Source organism: Paraburkholderia sp. GAS334, assembly GCF_050436625.1.
Classification (GTDB): Bacteria; Pseudomonadota; Gammaproteobacteria; order Burkholderiales; family Burkholderiaceae; genus Paraburkholderia.
In genome coordinates this window covers 34,981-49,506 of the sequence record NZ_JBNDMO010000024.1, presented here as the reverse complement: position 1 = coordinate 49,506, position 14,526 = coordinate 34,981, and the positions used below count along the sequence as shown (strand labels likewise).

The following is a 14,526-nucleotide window of genomic DNA, read 5'->3' as shown; positions in this document are numbered from 1 at the left end:
TCTGGAGCCAGACGCCGGCCGCGTAGTCGCAACCCATTTATGAGTAAAACAATAGCTCGCGATAACACGCCTGGTCAAGCGCAACGCCTGATGGTCCGGCCAGTTTTTTACTGCCGTCATGGCCACTCCAAAAGCAGGGCCAACGCCAATTGAAAACCCCCACATATGCGCTAGGATAAAAACACGTCCTGCTCACAAGCGTTCGCGCTTGACCCTGCGATGCCCATCCGCACTCACCACTGGATGCACTGTCGTATCCGGCTCATGCCATTCGCGCGCATCGCCGCATGGACCTTTCTTGCCAGCACGGCCGCCTGCACCATCACGCCACCGGCACCACCAGGGCCGACGACGTTCATCCCGCCTGCCGCCATTAACAGCGTCACGCTCGACCAGTACCGCAGTTCCGTCGCGCAGCGCATCATCGAGCGCAATCCGTCGTATGTGCTGCGCGGCACGCCGCAGGCGATGCTGCGCTCACTCGTCGTCGTGTCGTTTGTCGTCGACCGGGATGGCCGGCTGGTTGCCTCGTCGGTCTATCGCACGAACGGCGACGACGAAGCCGAAGGCACCGCACTCGCGACGCTGCGTCGTGCGTCGCCGCTGCCGCAGCCGCCGGCGAAACTGCTCGATAGTCGCGGCCATCTCGAACTGATGGAAGACTGGCTTTTCAACGACGACGGCAAATTCCAGCTGCGCACCTTCGCCTCGCCACAGGCGCAGACGATCAATTGAAACGATCGATTGAAACCGCGCCTTTCAGTCGCCTTGCTGCGTCCGGTTGCCGCGTGACGCGCCTGCTCGTTATAATTTTCGGATACGCCCTGCCGGAGCCCTCCGGCACCGCTTTCGCCGCATGTCCATCCGCCTGCGCCTGAAAGCCTGACCGTGGCGTCGCCGCGCGACTCGCGCGACCGTCCGGACTGCATCGCCACAGGTGCCGCCGCGTTACGCACCGGCGCTCACGTGGCGAAGCAAGCTCGCGCATCGTTGCATATGCAACGTCATGCAACGTGCCGCGCGACCGTCGGACGCTTTACGTTCGCGGCCCGCACTGATTTCAAACAAAGACCCAGCCCGGCTCTGCGCCATCGACGCGCCGAATGCGTTTCGCGCACGCGACCGGGTCACGACAACTCAACTGGAGACCCTGCATGTCCACCTCACCGCTTTCCGCGACCCCGCCCGACGTGGCCGGAAAGAACAGCACCTCGCGAGTGATCTTCGCGAGCTTTATCGGCACCGCCATCGAGTTCTACGACTTCTACGTCTACGCGACGGCCGCCGCGCTTGTCATCGGCCCGGTGTTCTTCCCACACGGCTCGGCGACGGCGCAGGCGCTGTCGGCGTTCGTCACGTTCGGCATCGCGTTCGTCGCGCGGCCGATCGGCTCGTTTCTGTTCGGCCACTTCGGCGACCGCATCGGCCGCAAATCGACGCTGGTTGGGTCGCTCCTCGTGATGGGTCTGTCGACGACGCTTATCGGCTTTGTGCCCGGCTACGATTCGATCGGCAGCCTCGCGCCGATCCTGCTGTGCATCCTGCGCTTCGGGCAAGGTATCGGCCTTGGCGGCGAATGGGGTGGCGCTGCGCTCCTCGCCACCGAAAACGCGCCGCCCGGCAAACGCGGCTGGTTCGGCATGTTCCCGCAGCTTGGGCCATCGATCGGCTTCCTCGCGTCGAACGGCCTGTTCTTCGGCCTTGCGCTGTCGCTCTCCGACGAGCAGTTCCGTAGCTGGGGCTGGCGCGTGCCGTTCCTCGTCAGCGCCGTGCTGGTTGCACTTGGCCTGTATGTGCGCCTGAAGATCGCGGAGACGCCGGCGTTCCGCGCGGCGATCGAACGCAAGGAACGCGTACGCGTGCCAATCGCGACGCTGCTGTCGCAGCACTGGATGCCCACCTTGCTCGGCGCGCTGGCGATGGTGGTGTGCTACACGCTGTTCTACAACGCGACGACGTTCTCCCTCTCGTACGGCGTCTCGGTGCTGCACATTCCGCGTCCGACGTTCCTTGGCATGCTGTGTATCGCCGTCGTGTTCATGGCGCTCGCGACGCCGCTGTCCGCCTGGGCCGCCGACCGCTTCGGCCGCAAGCCGGTGCTGATCGTCGGCATCATCGCGGCGATCCTGTCGGGATTCACGATGGCACCGCTGCTCGGCAGTGGATCGATGCCGCTCGTGCTGCTGTTCCTCGTCATCGAGCTGTTCCTGATGGGCGTCACGTTCGCGCCGATGGGCGCGCTGCTGCCCGAGCTGTTTCCGACTAACGTGCGCTACACCGGCGCGGGTGTGTCCTATAACCTGGGCGGCATCCTCGGCGCGTCGGTCGCGCCGTACATCGCGCAGGTGCTCGCCGCGCACGGCGGGCTGTCGTGGGTCGGCGCGTACGTATCGATCGCCGCCGCGGTCAGCCTGCTCGGCGTGCTGTGCATGCGCGAGACGCGTCATACCGAGTTGATGTAAGCGCCGCGCAGGCCGCCGCGACAAGCGTCGGGATGGTCTGCACCGGCAGGGAAAGCCGACCGTGATTCAGGTCGCGCTTTCCCTGCCTTTGCACGGGTTTTTGACCTGCATATACTCGTCTCACCGCGCCCGAATCACAGCCCTGAATCAAAGTCTGGAATCGGAGCGTAGCCACGGCCAGACGCGTCTTCCATCCGGGATGCCCATAGGAGTCGACGATGAATATTCACCTGCACAATGCAGACGTCGTCATGATCATTGCGCTCGCGCTGCTCGGCGCGCTGCTGCTGGCAGTCCGTTTCAGGCCAGCGACGTGGAAGGGTATCGTCGTTGAAGCTATCGCTGCGAACCTGGCCGCCATCGCCGCGGTCATTGCGTTCGAAATGCTGCTCGCCTGAAAAAAAGTCGCGCAATCTGCCGAAGCAGATGCGCGACTTCCCCCCACTCGCATCGACAACACGGCACAGCCGCGCAGGTCGACGCGTCCCGTCAACGGTAGTAGTAGCCGCCGCCGTGGTGGTAGCCACCACCGTAGTAGCCGCCCGCCGGCACGACAATGCATCCGCCCAGAGCAGCAGCCAGGAACGCGCCCGCGATCAAAGTCAGCGTCAAGCGTTTCACATCGTTCTCCCATCGAGTCAGTAGTTATTCGAGCCATCTCGAATGACTTGATTGAACACGACGGCGACCCGCGCAACCGTTGCAATTTGTAAGGGGAGATGAGCGCCGTGTTACACGCTCCGGGACCGTGGAAGGCGCTGGCCTAACGCCAGCAGGGCTGCGCGGGCGCGAAGCCCGCGCGGCCTTTGCAAAAGCGCGACAGTTTTAACAGGCATGTAATGATCGCGGCGGTTTTCAGCCCAGGATCAGCCTGCTTGCCGCCTGCTTACCGCCTGCTTGCCGCCGCATTTTCATCACGCCTGGCGCGTCGTTCAGGCGGTCGCCACGCTCGCATCGCCAGCCGCGGCTGCGCCCGGTTCGGTATGCACGTACTCGATCGCGCGCAACACTTCTTCGACCGGCGGCACGCTCCGGCCGTCGCCGATGGTGATCGACCGGAACGGTGACTCGATGCCGAAGAGCTCCGGCGAGGTCGCGACAAAAATCATGATGGTGCGTTTCTGCAGCGCATGCGCGAGATGGACGAAGCCGGTATCGACGCCGACGACAAGCGCAGCACGATCGATCATCTGCGCGATTTCGGTGACGCCCAGCGGCGGCAGCAACGACGCTTCGGGCACCAGCGCAGCGATCTCGCTGGCTTCGATGCGCTCGGCGGCCGATCCCCACGGCAGCGCGACCTCGTAGCCACGGCTTATCACCTCGCGCGCGATGGCTGCCCAGTGCGTCGCGGGCAACTTCTTGTCGTCCTTCGAGGTTGCGTGAAACAGCATGGCGAGGGGCGCGACGCCGGCGGGCGGCAATGTCGAACCGGACGGCACCCGTAGATTGAAAACCGGCGGCCCTTCGAGCGGATAGCCGAGCGCTTCGCTTACGCTGACCCGCATGCCGTGCCACGCGTTCCCTGCGAGGCGCGGTGCAAGACGGCCCGTGTACGCAAACGCGGCACCGCGCTCACCGAGATCGTGCGACCGATACCCCAAACGGCGCGACGAGCGCGTCAGAAACGCGATGATCGCGCTCTTGTAGACACCGTGAATGTCGATCACGACGTCGTAACGCTCGGCCCGCAACTCGGCGATCGAGGCCGCAATCGAGCGGAAATCCGCCAGGCTGCGCGCCTTCTTGAAGCGTCGCAACGGCGCGCACAGCACGCGGTCGAGGCCTGTATTCCAGCGCGCGACATCGGCAAACATCTCATCCGCGGCCCAGTCGACCTTGATGCCTGGAAAAGCCCGTTTGATGTCGGCGACGACGGGTTGCGCCTCGATAATGTCGCCGAGCGAGGTGACCTTGACGATCAGGATGCGCTTCATGTGAAATTCGTCACTTTTATCGGGAATCGAGATTTTAGGCCGATTCCACCGTACAAAACGTGCATTCTACGGAACTCGTGGCCGACGCGCCGATCGCTGTAACCCGTCGTCACCGTTTGCGGCCAGGAAGCCGCTCCGGCGCGCTCAATCTGCGCGAATAGTGCGCCGCTATAATCCAGTCTTTGCCTCCACAGACCGCCATGTCCCGGGCATTGCCTCCCCTGACTTCAAACGTTGTGCGACGCGCAAAACGTCTGTGGCGCCAGTTCGGTATTTTCTGGCTCGGCGCGATCGCGGTCGGCCTGATCGCGGTGCTCTACGCACGGCTCATCGACTGGGGTTATGCGGCGTTCAACACGATGCAGCACGCGCATGCGTGGCTTCCGCTGATCGTGACGCCCGCTGTCGCCGCGCTGTCCGTCTGGCTCACGCGCAGGTTCTTCCGCGGCGCTGAAGGCAGCGGGATCCCGCAGGTCATCGCCACGCTGCATACGAACACCAGCGAAACCGGCTCGCGTCTGCTCACCTTCCGGATCCTGGCGGGCAAGATCGCCGTGTCGTTTCTCGCGATTCTCGGCGGCTTGACGATCGGGCGTGAAGGCCCGACCGTCCAGGTCGGCGCGGCCCTCATGTTCAACCTGCGGCGCCTCTATCCGCGCTCGAACGCGCATATCGAACGGCAACTCGTGCTGGCCGGTGCGGCGGCGGGCCTGTCGGCGGCGTTCAATACGCCGCTCGCCGGTATCGTCTTCGCCATCGAAGAACTCACGCGCAGCTTCGAGGCGCGTGCGAGCGGTGTGCTGATTACCGCGATCATCATTGCGGGCGTGATCGCGCTCGGCCTGAACGGCAACTACACCTATTTCGGCACGATCCAGATCGGCGCGCATTTCCCGGATCTGCTCGCTGTCGCCGTAGTGCTGACCGCGATCGTCACCGGCATCGCGGGCGGCGTCTTCTGCTGGCTGCTGCTCAACACCGGGCGCTGGATTCCCGCGCCGCTGCGCGCGCTGCACGGCGAGCGGCCGGTGGCGTTTGCGGCGGTCTGCGGGCTCGTGATCGCGGTCGTCGGCCTGATTTCCGGCGGAACAACGTTCGGCAGCGGTTACGCCGAAGCACGCGGCTTGCTGGACGGCACCGAACATCTGTCGATGTTCTATCCGCTTCTGAAAATGATCTCGATGGTCGGCTCGTATCTGCCGGGCATTCCGGGCGGTATCTTCGCGCCGTCGCTGTCGATCGGCGCGGGCTTCGGCAATGTGCTGCATAGGGTGTTCGGCAGCATGGAACTGCAGATGCTGATCGCGCTCGCGATGGTCGGCTATCTGGCGGCGGTCACGCAGTCGCCGATTACGGCCTTCGTGATCGTGATGGAGATGATCAACGGCCACGCACTCGTGATTTCGTTGATGGCGACGGCGCTGATTTCGAGCCGCGTGTCACGCCTTTTCGCTCCGCCGCTGTATGAGACGCTCGCGCAGCGCTACATGGCGCCGCTGCCGCAGCCGACGCCCGCGCCGATTCCCGAAGTGCCGGAAGTCATCGTCGAAGACGAAGCGGGCGAGCCGTCGGCGGATGCCACGCGTCAATAAATGACGACGCGGGCCGGTCGGTAGTAGGCCGGATGCTCAGGTACAACGATGCAGCCGGCCAGCGTGAGCGCAAGCAGCGCCACGGCGATGAGTCTTTTTTTCATTGGATGCTCCTGTGGGAGGCGGGCAACGTCCGCGCCCTCTGGACGCAGCCCGCCCGTCGCCGTCGCGCTTCATATTTGTGAGAACGGCCGTGTATTGACGCATTGGCGCGCCGAGGCATCGATGCATCGAACGCGCACCGGATTACGCCCAGCGCCCTTCGATCCAGCGCCAGTTCGGACCATGCGCGACCCAGTGGCCGGGCACCCAGTGATGGCCCACGCGCTCAGGCTGCCAGTGACCTGCTATCCACACGTAGTGGCCGCGCTCCCAGCGCCAGTGTCCGTGATCCCAGACGTAGCCCGGGCGCGGTTCCGGCACCGGCTCGTAGCGCACCGCGGGCGGCGCGGACGGCGCATAAATAGCGACCTCCGCAGCGGAAGCCGCCATGACCGTGCATGCGCCAGCCGCGACGAGCGCAGCCTGTGCGACGAGAAGACGAAGGGACATTTTCATGGTTCACCTCTGGACGAAAGTGCCGATGACGGCGATATCCGTTCAATGCGTGAGGTGCGCACTTCGCTGACAACGCCAGTGTTACAGCGATGCCTGAAGTGCAACGGGATATTTCGACCTTGATGACGAAAACGTTCGCGCCGACGAACGGGAGCACGCGCGCGCGTCGCGATATCGACAGCAAAACGGAACCGGCGGACATAACCCCTGGACAGCCAGCAGGCAGCAACGCCAGACGCCATTTGACACGCTACGCGCAGCCCAGTCAGCAGACGGGCGCGCGCAACATGGAAGAACAATCCTGCAGCGAGGCCCGAACGCCGGGCCGCCTGCAACGCAACACCAACCCGACGATCAGGCCTGCGGAATCTCGATCTTCACTTCGAGCACTTCGAGATCGTCCTGACGCTCGAGGCTCACGCGGATATCGTCATCCGAGATCTTGACGTACTTCGAGATCACCGCGACAAGTTCACGTTGCAACGCTGGCAGATAATCCGCGGGCGCGTGGCCCCCGGCGCGCTCGTGCGCGATGATCAGCTGCAGGCGTTCCTTCGCGACCGAAGCCGATCGCTTTTTCTCGCCCAGCAAAAACTTGAGAATGGACATAACGTGCGCTCCCCTTACTTGGTGCCGAAGAGGCGCTGCAGCAGGCCCGGCTTCTGGTAATCGGTAAAGCGAAGCGACTTCTGTTCGCCGAGGAAACGCGAGACTACGTCCTTATAGGCTTCAGCCACGTCGGTGCCATCGAGGTGCACCGCCGGCAAACCCTGGTTCGACGCATGCAGCACAGCTTCCGATTCCGGAATCACGCCGATCAGGTCGATGCGCAGGATTTCCTGGATGTCGGTCAGCGACAGCATTTCGCCTTCGCTCACGCGCTTCGGGTTGTAACGGGTGATGAGCAGATGCTCCTTGATCGCCTCCTTGCCTTCGATCGCGCGCTTCGTCTTCGACGACAGGATGCCGAGAATACGATCCGAGTCGCGCACCGACGACACTTCCGGGTTGGTGACGATCAGCGCTTCATCGGCGAAGTGCATCGCGAGCAGCGCGCCCGATTCGATACCGGCCGGCGAATCGCAGACGATGTAATCGAAGTCCATCGCGATCAGATCGTTGATGATCTTCTCGACGCCTTCCATCGTCAGCGCGTCCTTGTCGCGCGTCTGCGAGGCCGGCAGGATGAACAGGTGCTCGCACTTCTTGTCCTTGATGAGCGCCTGGTTCAGGTTCGCTTCGCCCTGGATCACGTTGATCAGGTCGTACACCACGCGGCGCTCGCAGCCCATGATCAGGTCGAGGTTACGCAGGCCGACGTCGAAGTCGATCACGGCCGTCTTGCTGCCACGCAACGCGAGGGCAGACGCAAAACTCGCGCTCGTGGTCGTCTTGCCCACGCCACCCTTGCCCGAAGTCACCACAATGATTTTTGCCATAACCCTTACCTTGTGTCCGTCAAATTCGTTCAGATTCTTGTGTAAGTCCGGCGGCAGCCTGGTCGACGGTGCGCGATCGAAACCCGGCGCACACGTTCGATCGTCAGGTGAGCCGCAGCGGTTCGATCATCAGCTTTTCTTCGTCGAGCCGGATCTGCACCGCCTTGCCCAACACGTCCGCGGGAAGCGGGTTCTCGGTCGTTCGATAGATGCCCGCGATCGAGATGAGTTCCGGCTCCAGACACGTGCAGAAAATGCGCGCGTCGTGATTGCCCTGCACGCCGGCGAGCGCACGGCCGCGCAACGGCGCATAGATATGGATGTTGCCTTCGGCGATCACTTCCGCGCCGTAGCTCACGAGGCCGAGCACGACCAGATCGCCCTTCGCGTAGATCCGCTGGCCCGAGCGCAACGGCTTTTCGATCACCAGCGTCTGCGCCGACGTCGCCACGCGCACCGGTTCGGCGGGTTGCGTTTCAGCGGAAGCTGCATTGCTCGCAGCATCCAGCGCCAGACTTGCCTGCGCCTGCGCGTTGCCTTGCGCGGGTTCCGATGGGCCGGCGCTGTCGCCTGCTTCGTCGCCTGCTTCGCCGTCGTTGGCTTTCGCACCGCGACGGTCGCGCGCTTCGAGGAACGGCAAGCCGGCTTCGGTCGCCCACGACTGCTGCGCAGCATCCGCGACGATGCCGACCGGGCGCATGCGCACGCTATCGAGCAGTTGCGCGATATCGGCGAGCGGCACGCGTTCGTCGGCGGCGAGCCGGCGCACGTCGATCGCGACGGTATCGTTGGCGAAGAATTCCGGGGTCGCCTCGAAGCGCCGGGTCAGCTCGGCACGGATTGCGTCGAGGTCGGTTGTCTTGACCACGAACAGCAACGTGTCGACAGAACCACTGCGCAGTTCAAAAAAAGGCGATTTCCTGGGCGGCATAGCGTTCGGTAAAAAATTTTGCGTATTTTACAGGCGTCCACGCGCACAGCCAGGTTTTTTGGCAATAAAGGACGCGAGACGGAAGAAAAATCAGACGCAGCGAACGCCGCGGCGACGGGGATAAAGCCTGAACGGCGGCGCCCGGCAGCACCACCGGATGCATCATGGAACTGAGGGCTCCGCTGGCGGCGGCACGTGACGCACCAGCAGGGTTTCCCATGCGTCCGCCGTGCGTGCGATGCGCGTGTGCTCGCCGGTCGGACCGAAACCCAGACGCTCGTAAAAGCGCATTGCCGTGCGGTTGGCATCGGCGACCCACGCGTAGATTTCCTTCGCGCCCTGGGCTCCCAGCCATTCGCTCGCCGTGTTCACGAGCAGTTCGCCGCCGCGCAGATGCCGCACCGCGGGCGCCACCCACAACTCGTTGACGAAGGCGCGGTGCAGCGCCGATTCCTCGAAACATGCGCCGATCAGACCGGCCGGATGACCTTCCGTATAGAGAATGAACGAGGTGGCCTCGTCGGAGCAGGAGTGATGGACAGCCGTGCTGTCGAAAGTGGTGGCGTCGGCAGAGAGCGCGTCTTCGAGCGTTTCGCCAAATGCGTAGGGTGCTTCGCGCAGCGACGCCGTGCGAAGCTCGCGGAGAACGGCGCCCTGGTCGGCAGCAATACGGCGAACGGTCAGTGACGGACTCATGCAGACGAATACCCCTTGGAGCGCTAACGCGTAGCTTTAACCGAACCGGCGCGCGAGTCAAATCCTTATTTTCGCGACGCGCACGACAGGCCACCCAGATCCAGGCGGCCCATGGCAGCTCAGGGCGCTTCGTAGGCGCCGGTGCCGTCCGGCCACGGCGTCAGCAGCTCGAACCCTTCGTCCGTGACGGCGACCATATGCTCCCATTGCGCCGACAGCGAGCGGTCCTTCGTGACCACGGTCCAGCCGTCGCGCATGACGGTCGTGCCGGCGCGCCCGGCGTTGACCATCGGCTCGATCGTGAACACCATGCCCGGCTTCAGACGCATGCCCTGCCCCGCCTGGCCGTAGTGCAGCACCTGCGGGTCCTCGTGGTACACCTTGCCGATGCCGTGCCCGCAGTAGTCGCGCACGATCGAGAAGCCCTTCTTCTGCGCCGTCTGCTGAATCGCGTGGCCGACATCACCAAGCGTCGCGCCCGGCTTCACCTGACGAATACCGGCAATCATCGATTCGTACGTCGTGTCGATCAGTTCGCGCGCGACGGGGCTCGGCTCGCCCACGCAGTACATGCGGCTCGTGTCGCCGAAATAGCCGTCCTTGATGATGGCGACGTCGATGTTGATGATGTCGCCGTCTTTCAGCACTTCGCCGCGATCGGGAATGCCGTGGCACACCACCGAATTCACCGACGTGCAGACCGTCTTCGGAAAACCCATATAGCCGATGTTCGCCGGAATCACCTTCAGCGTATTGACGATGAAGTCGTTGCACAGCGCGTCGAGATGATCCGTCGACACGCCAGGCTTCACGTGTTCGCCGATCATCGCAAGGACGTCCGCCGCGAGACGGCCAGAAATGCGCAGCCGGGCAATATCGTCGGGAGTCTTGTAGGTGATGGCCATATCGTGAGTACGCGTTCCGTTCAATGCGGGGCAGCGGACACGTCATGAACCTGCGCGTTGCACCGCGCGTTCGCCCGCGCCGTAGCAACCGGCAGACCTGACCTGAAAACGCCGCCGCCCAGGTTGTCGATCGGACAATTGTACAGAGGATGCGAATCGCGCATGCGGCAAGGGCACGGCGTGAATAATCACACCGCGCATTTCGAGCACGTTAAATCCGCATCAATCAGGCATTCGAACTATTTACCCGGCGTGCGTCTCGATGCGTTCGTTTGAAACGCGTTTCAACGCGATTCACGCTCATGTGTCTGGCGACCATCAGAGCGCTTACATCTGCGCGAGCGCCTCCAGCGCGCGCCGCCACACCTGCTGCGTGCGCAGTCCAGTCAGTTCACGCCAGTCCGCATCGGCGGGATAGAAATGTTCGAGCATCGCGGCCTTGATCTTCCGGCCTGTCGCGTCGAGCGGATCGCCGTGCAGATGCAGCCAGTGATCGTCGCGCAGGATCGCATGCCCGACGTGACCGTCGTACGTCCCGCATTCGATGACGAACTGCATCAGATGCACATCGGCGAGCTGGTCGAGCAGCGCCTGCGACGTGTAGCCGGTCGCGGTCGCCGCAATGCCGGTGTCAGACGTGGCGTCCGCGGCTGTGATGATCGTGTGCAGCCACGGGCCGTAGATCGATTGCGCCGTTTCGTGCGCCGGATAGCTGCGCTCCGCGATCGTCATCAGCAGCGGATAGCCGAACGGACCCGCGCCCGTGTGCAGATCGAAACTCATCGCCGTGCGCGCGCCCGCGACGTGTTCCTTCATGATCGCGCGCACCGTGCGGTTGGTCCACGTGGCCGTCTTGCCGCCGAAGAAGAGACCGTTGCTGTGCACGTACTGCCCGGCTTCGACGATGTTCATCATCGGCGTATGGCCGAGGTTCCGGGCGTGCGTGGCGAACAACTCGTCGGCAGCGCGACGCCCCGGACCGTCGAGGTCTCTGGCCAGATAGATTTCATGCAGCGTCTCGTACGCGGCGTTCGCCGGCAGCGCGGCGTCGAAGTTCACGTAGTTGCGGTTCACGTCGACGTTGTCTTCGTTCACGCGACGCATCCACGCCGTGCCCCACGGATTGACAAGGTGCACGAGCACGACCGATACGTCCTTCGGCAGTTCGCGGCCGCGCCGATCGTGCAGCAGGCGGATCTGGCATTCGGAGCCGTAATAGCCCTCGATGCCATGCGTGCCCGAAATCGCGACCAGCCGCTTCGGCGCATTGCGCTCGCCGAGCAGCGCGACATCGGTGGCGAGCGCTTCGCCGCGCGGACCCTTCAACGGATGCGGATATTCGATGCGTTCGCCACCCGCGTCGGCCACCGCCTGCGCGAAGCGCTGGCGCTGGTCAGCGTAACTGGGGGTTTCGATGAAAGCGGAGGCCATGGCAGATCCTGAAACGTAGGCGAAAACAAAATGATGCCGCGCGCCGCGCCTGAAAGCGAGCTTTCAACGCGCCTGCCTGACGATATCCGCCCGGCCGCTACTACAGCGAGTCCGCCGCCGGCCACGGCAGCCGGTCCAGCGACCAGTCCAGTTCCACGCCCACCACGCAGCGTCCCTGCTCCGACGGCACCGAGACCGTCACCGCGATACACGGCCGGCCACTCGCCAGCGACAGATAAGGGCTGCTCGTCACGGCCACGCCCGGCCGCAGCACCGCGTTCCTGAAATACGGCCGGTGATCCCAGCGCGCGTCGCGCGGATCCGCGACCGGCTGGAGCGAATCGCCCGCTTTAGCCGACGCCATGCCATTCACTTCGAGCCCAACCTGACGGCCGGTTTCATCGAGGATGAAACAGCTGATGCACAGTTCGAGCGTCGCGAGCTGGGCGAACGCCTCATCAAGCGACGCACCGCCCGAGTACGCCTGCGCCGCGAGGTCGAGCGCGAGCCGGTACGGCTGCACCTCCGATTCGAACTGCGCGTGCTGATGCGTGCGCCCTTCGGCGATCACATCGAAGGCGTGATCGATGCGGCGATTCACCGGCTCGGGCGGCGTGATCGTTGCCGCAGGCCGCCCGAGCAGATAGCCCTGCGCAAAATCCACATTCGATTCGACGGCGAGAATCAGTTCATCCGTCGTCTCGACACCCTCGACGACGACCAGCATGCCCGCCTGATGCAACAGCGACACGAGCCTGGGCAGAATCGGCTGCTGCGCGCCGGGACTCGTCGCGCGGATCAGTTCGCCGTCGAGTTTGACGAGGTCCGGACGGATCTGAAAAAGGCGATCCAGGTTCGAGTGCCCCGCACCGAAATCGTCGACCGCGATCAGGAAGCCGTGCTCGCGATACTGCGCCGCAGCGCGCGACAGATCGTCCACGCTGCCGCCATGCGACTCCAGCAGCTCGAGGACAACGCGCTCCGGGCTGAGCCCGACGGAACGCGCCACCTCGGCGAGCTGGTCCGCGTAGCCTTCAGCGACAAACGATGCAGGCAGGATATTGAGGAACACCCACGCGTCATCGGGAATCACGCGGGCCGCGTTGGCGAGATGCAGCGCGTGACTCGCACGATCCAGGTCGCTTTCGCTGGTGAAAGGTTTGGGTGCAAACAGGACGACCGGTGGAATCATCGAACCGTCGTCGCGCTCGCCGCGCAGCAGCGCCTCGAAGCCGACCTGCTTCTGATGCGAAAGACTGTAGAGCGGTTGAAAATGCGACGTCAGATAGTGATCGTCCCAGGGCTGGCGAACTGGTTCGCGGATCGAAGGCGCGTTCGCGTTAGCGTGCGGCGCCTGGAGCGTCTTGAGTCGCGCGACATCATCCTGCGCGGCGCGCTCGGCGCACACGCGGTTGCGCCCGGAATGCTTCGCGCGCAGCAACGCTTCGTCGGCGCGATCGAGAAGCGACATGATGCCTTCGCCGGCGCGGTATTCCGCGACGCCAAAGCTCGCCGTCAGCGCGCCGTCGGGCCGTGCGATGCCCGAGATCGCGACACGCAGCGTCTCGGCGAACTCAACCGCGCTGCGCAGTTCGCCACGCCGCAGCAACGCGAACTCTTCGCCACCGATACGGCTGACGTTGTCGTCCGTGCCGGTCTTCGCTTTCAGGACCTGCGCGACATCATGGAGCATCTGGTCGCCGACTGCGTGGCCGAAGCGGTCGTTCAACGACTTGAAGTAGTCGATATCGACGAAGATCGCGCTAAATTTTGCACTATCGTCGGGCGATGACAGCTGTTTCTCCGCGCCTTCCTTGAACGCGCGACGATTCTGCAGACCGGTCAGCGGATCGGTCGCGGCGAGCTCCACGAGCCGGTCTTCGAGCAGGAAGTGATTGCGACGAAACCGGTAAAAACCGAAATGAAAAACGGCCGCTGACGGGACACTGATCGCCATCCACCAGCAGACGAGCAGGGTCTCACCATGCGTCTGCGGCAGATTCAGCAGAATCGGCAGCCCCGTCGCATAAAACACCAGGGTACCGAAGAGAAAGTGAGTCGGTGTGAGCCAGAGCGGCGCCGCGCCCATCACGACCATCACCATCGCGGGCAACGTCCACAGCAGCGGCGACGCAAGACCGGCGACATTGAGCGCGATGCCCGCCTGCAACATCAACGTGTACGCGACGCCGATCGCGCCGAAGGCCCACGTCGTCTTCGTGCGGGGAATCGCCATGACGAGCAGCGCGAGACACAGCCCGCAGGCCAGCCGATATTGAAGCGCGACCACCGGGCCGTCGACAAAACTACGCGTCGCGACAAACGACAGGTACGCCACGACGGTAAACGCCATCATGATCGTCGAGAGCGGGCGCTGATGTTCCAGCGAACGCTGATGAAACCGGCGACGAAAGCCGGCATCGGTAATCTGTCGCGTGGTGGAGGAAAGCATATTGAGGGGATCAGGCCGCTCCGGTCACTTTGCCATTGGTTAACGGCAGAAAATGTCGGAAGTTGAGGGGCGCGGAACCTTGGAATGCGACGGCGAGATGGCTCGGAGCGATTTGCACGTGTT

General features: G+C 63.8%; 15 protein-coding genes. 4 read left to right on the top strand and 11 right to left on the bottom strand.

The window, feature by feature from the left end:
* Window positions 1–264: 264 nt before the first annotated feature.
* From P3T21_RS30305 to P3T21_RS30295, 3 genes are all read left to right on the top strand, one after another.
* Entirely contained in the window at window positions 265–735 is a 471-nt protein-coding gene (locus tag P3T21_RS30305) for an energy transducer TonB family protein (protein ID WP_429259669.1), read from the top strand.
* Between the two features lie 419 nt (window positions 736–1,154).
* Complete coding sequence (locus tag P3T21_RS30300) at window positions 1,155–2,462, top strand: MFS transporter (protein ID WP_429259629.1); 1,308 nt, start codon at window positions 1,155–1,157, stop codon at window positions 2,460–2,462.
* A gap of 218 nt (window positions 2,463–2,680) precedes the next feature.
* Window positions 2,681–2,860: a hypothetical protein gene (locus tag P3T21_RS30295; protein WP_429259628.1), complete on the top strand. Its 180-nt coding sequence runs from the start codon at window positions 2,681–2,683 to the stop codon at window positions 2,858–2,860.
* A gap of 91 nt (window positions 2,861–2,951) precedes the next feature.
* Here the strand turns inward: P3T21_RS30295 and P3T21_RS30290 are convergent, their stop codons facing one another.
* Together P3T21_RS30290 and waaC are read right to left on the bottom strand one after the other, a co-directional pair.
* The gene (locus P3T21_RS30290) at window positions 2,952–3,083 is read right to left on the bottom strand and encodes a hypothetical protein (RefSeq protein ID WP_429259627.1); all 132 of its coding nucleotides are present in this window, start codon (window positions 3,081–3,083) and stop codon (window positions 2,952–2,954) included.
* Window positions 3,084–3,394: 311 nt separating this feature from the next.
* A complete protein-coding gene (gene waaC, locus P3T21_RS30285; RefSeq protein WP_429259626.1) occupies window positions 3,395–4,399 on the bottom strand; it encodes a lipopolysaccharide heptosyltransferase I in 1,005 nt (334 codons plus the stop codon).
* A gap of 200 nt (window positions 4,400–4,599) precedes the next feature.
* On the opposite strand from waaC, the gene P3T21_RS30280 reads away from it, so the two are divergent.
* On the top strand, window positions 4,600–5,991 hold the full coding sequence (locus P3T21_RS30280; RefSeq protein ID WP_429259625.1) for a chloride channel protein: 1,392 nt from the start codon (window positions 4,600–4,602) through the stop codon (window positions 5,989–5,991).
* A 246-nt stretch (window positions 5,992–6,237) separates the two neighbouring features.
* On the opposite strand, the gene P3T21_RS30275 is transcribed toward P3T21_RS30280, so the two are convergent.
* The 9 genes from P3T21_RS30275 to P3T21_RS30235 all read right to left on the bottom strand — a co-directional run bounded on the left by P3T21_RS30275 (window position 6,238) and on the right by P3T21_RS30235 (window position 14,403).
* Complete coding sequence (locus P3T21_RS30275; protein ID WP_429259624.1) at window positions 6,238–6,549, bottom strand: YXWGXW repeat-containing protein; 312 nt, start codon at window positions 6,547–6,549, stop codon at window positions 6,238–6,240.
* A gap of 354 nt (window positions 6,550–6,903) precedes the next feature.
* Window positions 6,904–7,158 carry a cell division topological specificity factor MinE gene (gene minE / locus P3T21_RS30270; protein WP_228874964.1) on the bottom strand — a complete coding sequence of 85 codons (255 nt, stop codon included), beginning with the start codon at window positions 7,156–7,158 and terminating at the stop codon, window positions 6,904–6,906.
* Between the two features lie 14 nt (window positions 7,159–7,172).
* Window positions 7,173–7,988 carry a septum site-determining protein MinD gene (gene minD, locus P3T21_RS30265; protein WP_429259623.1) on the bottom strand — a complete coding sequence of 272 codons (816 nt, stop codon included), beginning with the start codon at window positions 7,986–7,988 and terminating at the stop codon, window positions 7,173–7,175.
* 103 nt (window positions 7,989–8,091) lie between these two features.
* A complete protein-coding gene (gene minC / locus P3T21_RS30260) occupies window positions 8,092–8,919 on the bottom strand; it encodes a septum site-determining protein MinC (RefSeq protein WP_429259622.1) in 828 nt (275 codons plus the stop codon).
* Window positions 8,891–9,085, bottom strand: coding sequence for a hypothetical protein (locus P3T21_RS30255; RefSeq protein ID WP_429259621.1), 195 nt, complete (start codon window positions 9,083–9,085; stop codon window positions 8,891–8,893). Before P3T21_RS30255 ends, minC begins: the two co-directional genes overlap by 29 nt.
* On the bottom strand, window positions 9,082–9,615 hold the full coding sequence (locus P3T21_RS30250) for a GNAT family N-acetyltransferase (RefSeq protein WP_429259620.1): 534 nt from the start codon (window positions 9,613–9,615) through the stop codon (window positions 9,082–9,084). The genes P3T21_RS30255 and P3T21_RS30250 overlap by 4 nt, the downstream gene beginning before the upstream one ends.
* 119 nt (window positions 9,616–9,734) lie before the next feature.
* Window positions 9,735–10,520 carry a type I methionyl aminopeptidase gene (gene map, locus P3T21_RS30245; RefSeq protein ID WP_429259619.1) on the bottom strand — a complete coding sequence of 262 codons (786 nt, stop codon included), beginning with the start codon at window positions 10,518–10,520 and terminating at the stop codon, window positions 9,735–9,737.
* A gap of 327 nt (window positions 10,521–10,847) precedes the next feature.
* Window positions 10,848–11,951, bottom strand: coding sequence for a DUF2817 domain-containing protein (locus tag P3T21_RS30240; RefSeq protein ID WP_429259618.1), 1,104 nt, complete (start codon window positions 11,949–11,951; stop codon window positions 10,848–10,850).
* A gap of 100 nt (window positions 11,952–12,051) precedes the next feature.
* Window positions 12,052–14,403 carry an EAL domain-containing protein gene (locus P3T21_RS30235; protein WP_429259617.1) on the bottom strand — a complete coding sequence of 784 codons (2,352 nt, stop codon included), beginning with the start codon at window positions 14,401–14,403 and terminating at the stop codon, window positions 12,052–12,054.
* Window positions 14,404–14,526: the final 123 nt, after the last annotated feature.

Excerpts from the sequence above, each read along its gene's own strand:
- P3T21_RS30305 (WP_429259669.1), top strand. The coding sequence starts at position 265 with ATGCCATTCGCGCGCATCGCCGCATGGACCTTTCTTGCCAGCACGGCC.
- P3T21_RS30300 (WP_429259629.1), top strand. The coding sequence starts at position 1,155 with ATGTCCACCTCACCGCTTTCCGCGACCCCGCCCGACGTGGCCGGAAAG.
- P3T21_RS30295 (WP_429259628.1), top strand. The coding sequence starts at position 2,681 with ATGAATATTCACCTGCACAATGCAGACGTCGTCATGATCATTGCGCTC.
- waaC (WP_429259626.1), bottom strand. The coding sequence starts at position 4,399 with ATGAAGCGCATCCTGATCGTCAAGGTCACCTCGCTCGGCGACATTATC.
- P3T21_RS30280 (WP_429259625.1), top strand. The coding sequence starts at position 4,600 with ATGTCCCGGGCATTGCCTCCCCTGACTTCAAACGTTGTGCGACGCGCA.
- P3T21_RS30275 (WP_429259624.1), bottom strand. The coding sequence starts at position 6,549 with ATGAAAATGTCCCTTCGTCTTCTCGTCGCACAGGCTGCGCTCGTCGCG.
- minE (WP_228874964.1), bottom strand. The coding sequence starts at position 7,158 with ATGTCCATTCTCAAGTTTTTGCTGGGCGAGAAAAAGCGATCGGCTTCG.
- minD (WP_429259623.1), bottom strand. The coding sequence starts at position 7,988 with ATGGCAAAAATCATTGTGGTGACTTCGGGCAAGGGTGGCGTGGGCAAG.
- minC (WP_429259622.1), bottom strand. The coding sequence starts at position 8,919 with ATGCCGCCCAGGAAATCGCCTTTTTTTGAACTGCGCAGTGGTTCTGTC.
- P3T21_RS30255 (WP_429259621.1), bottom strand. The coding sequence starts at position 9,085 with ATGATGCATCCGGTGGTGCTGCCGGGCGCCGCCGTTCAGGCTTTATCC.
- P3T21_RS30250 (WP_429259620.1), bottom strand. The coding sequence starts at position 9,615 with ATGAGTCCGTCACTGACCGTTCGCCGTATTGCTGCCGACCAGGGCGCC.
- map (WP_429259619.1), bottom strand. The coding sequence starts at position 10,520 with ATGGCCATCACCTACAAGACTCCCGACGATATTGCCCGGCTGCGCATT.
- P3T21_RS30240 (WP_429259618.1), bottom strand. The coding sequence starts at position 11,951 with ATGGCCTCCGCTTTCATCGAAACCCCCAGTTACGCTGACCAGCGCCAG.
- P3T21_RS30235 (WP_429259617.1), bottom strand. The coding sequence starts at position 14,403 with ATGCTTTCCTCCACCACGCGACAGATTACCGATGCCGGCTTTCGTCGC.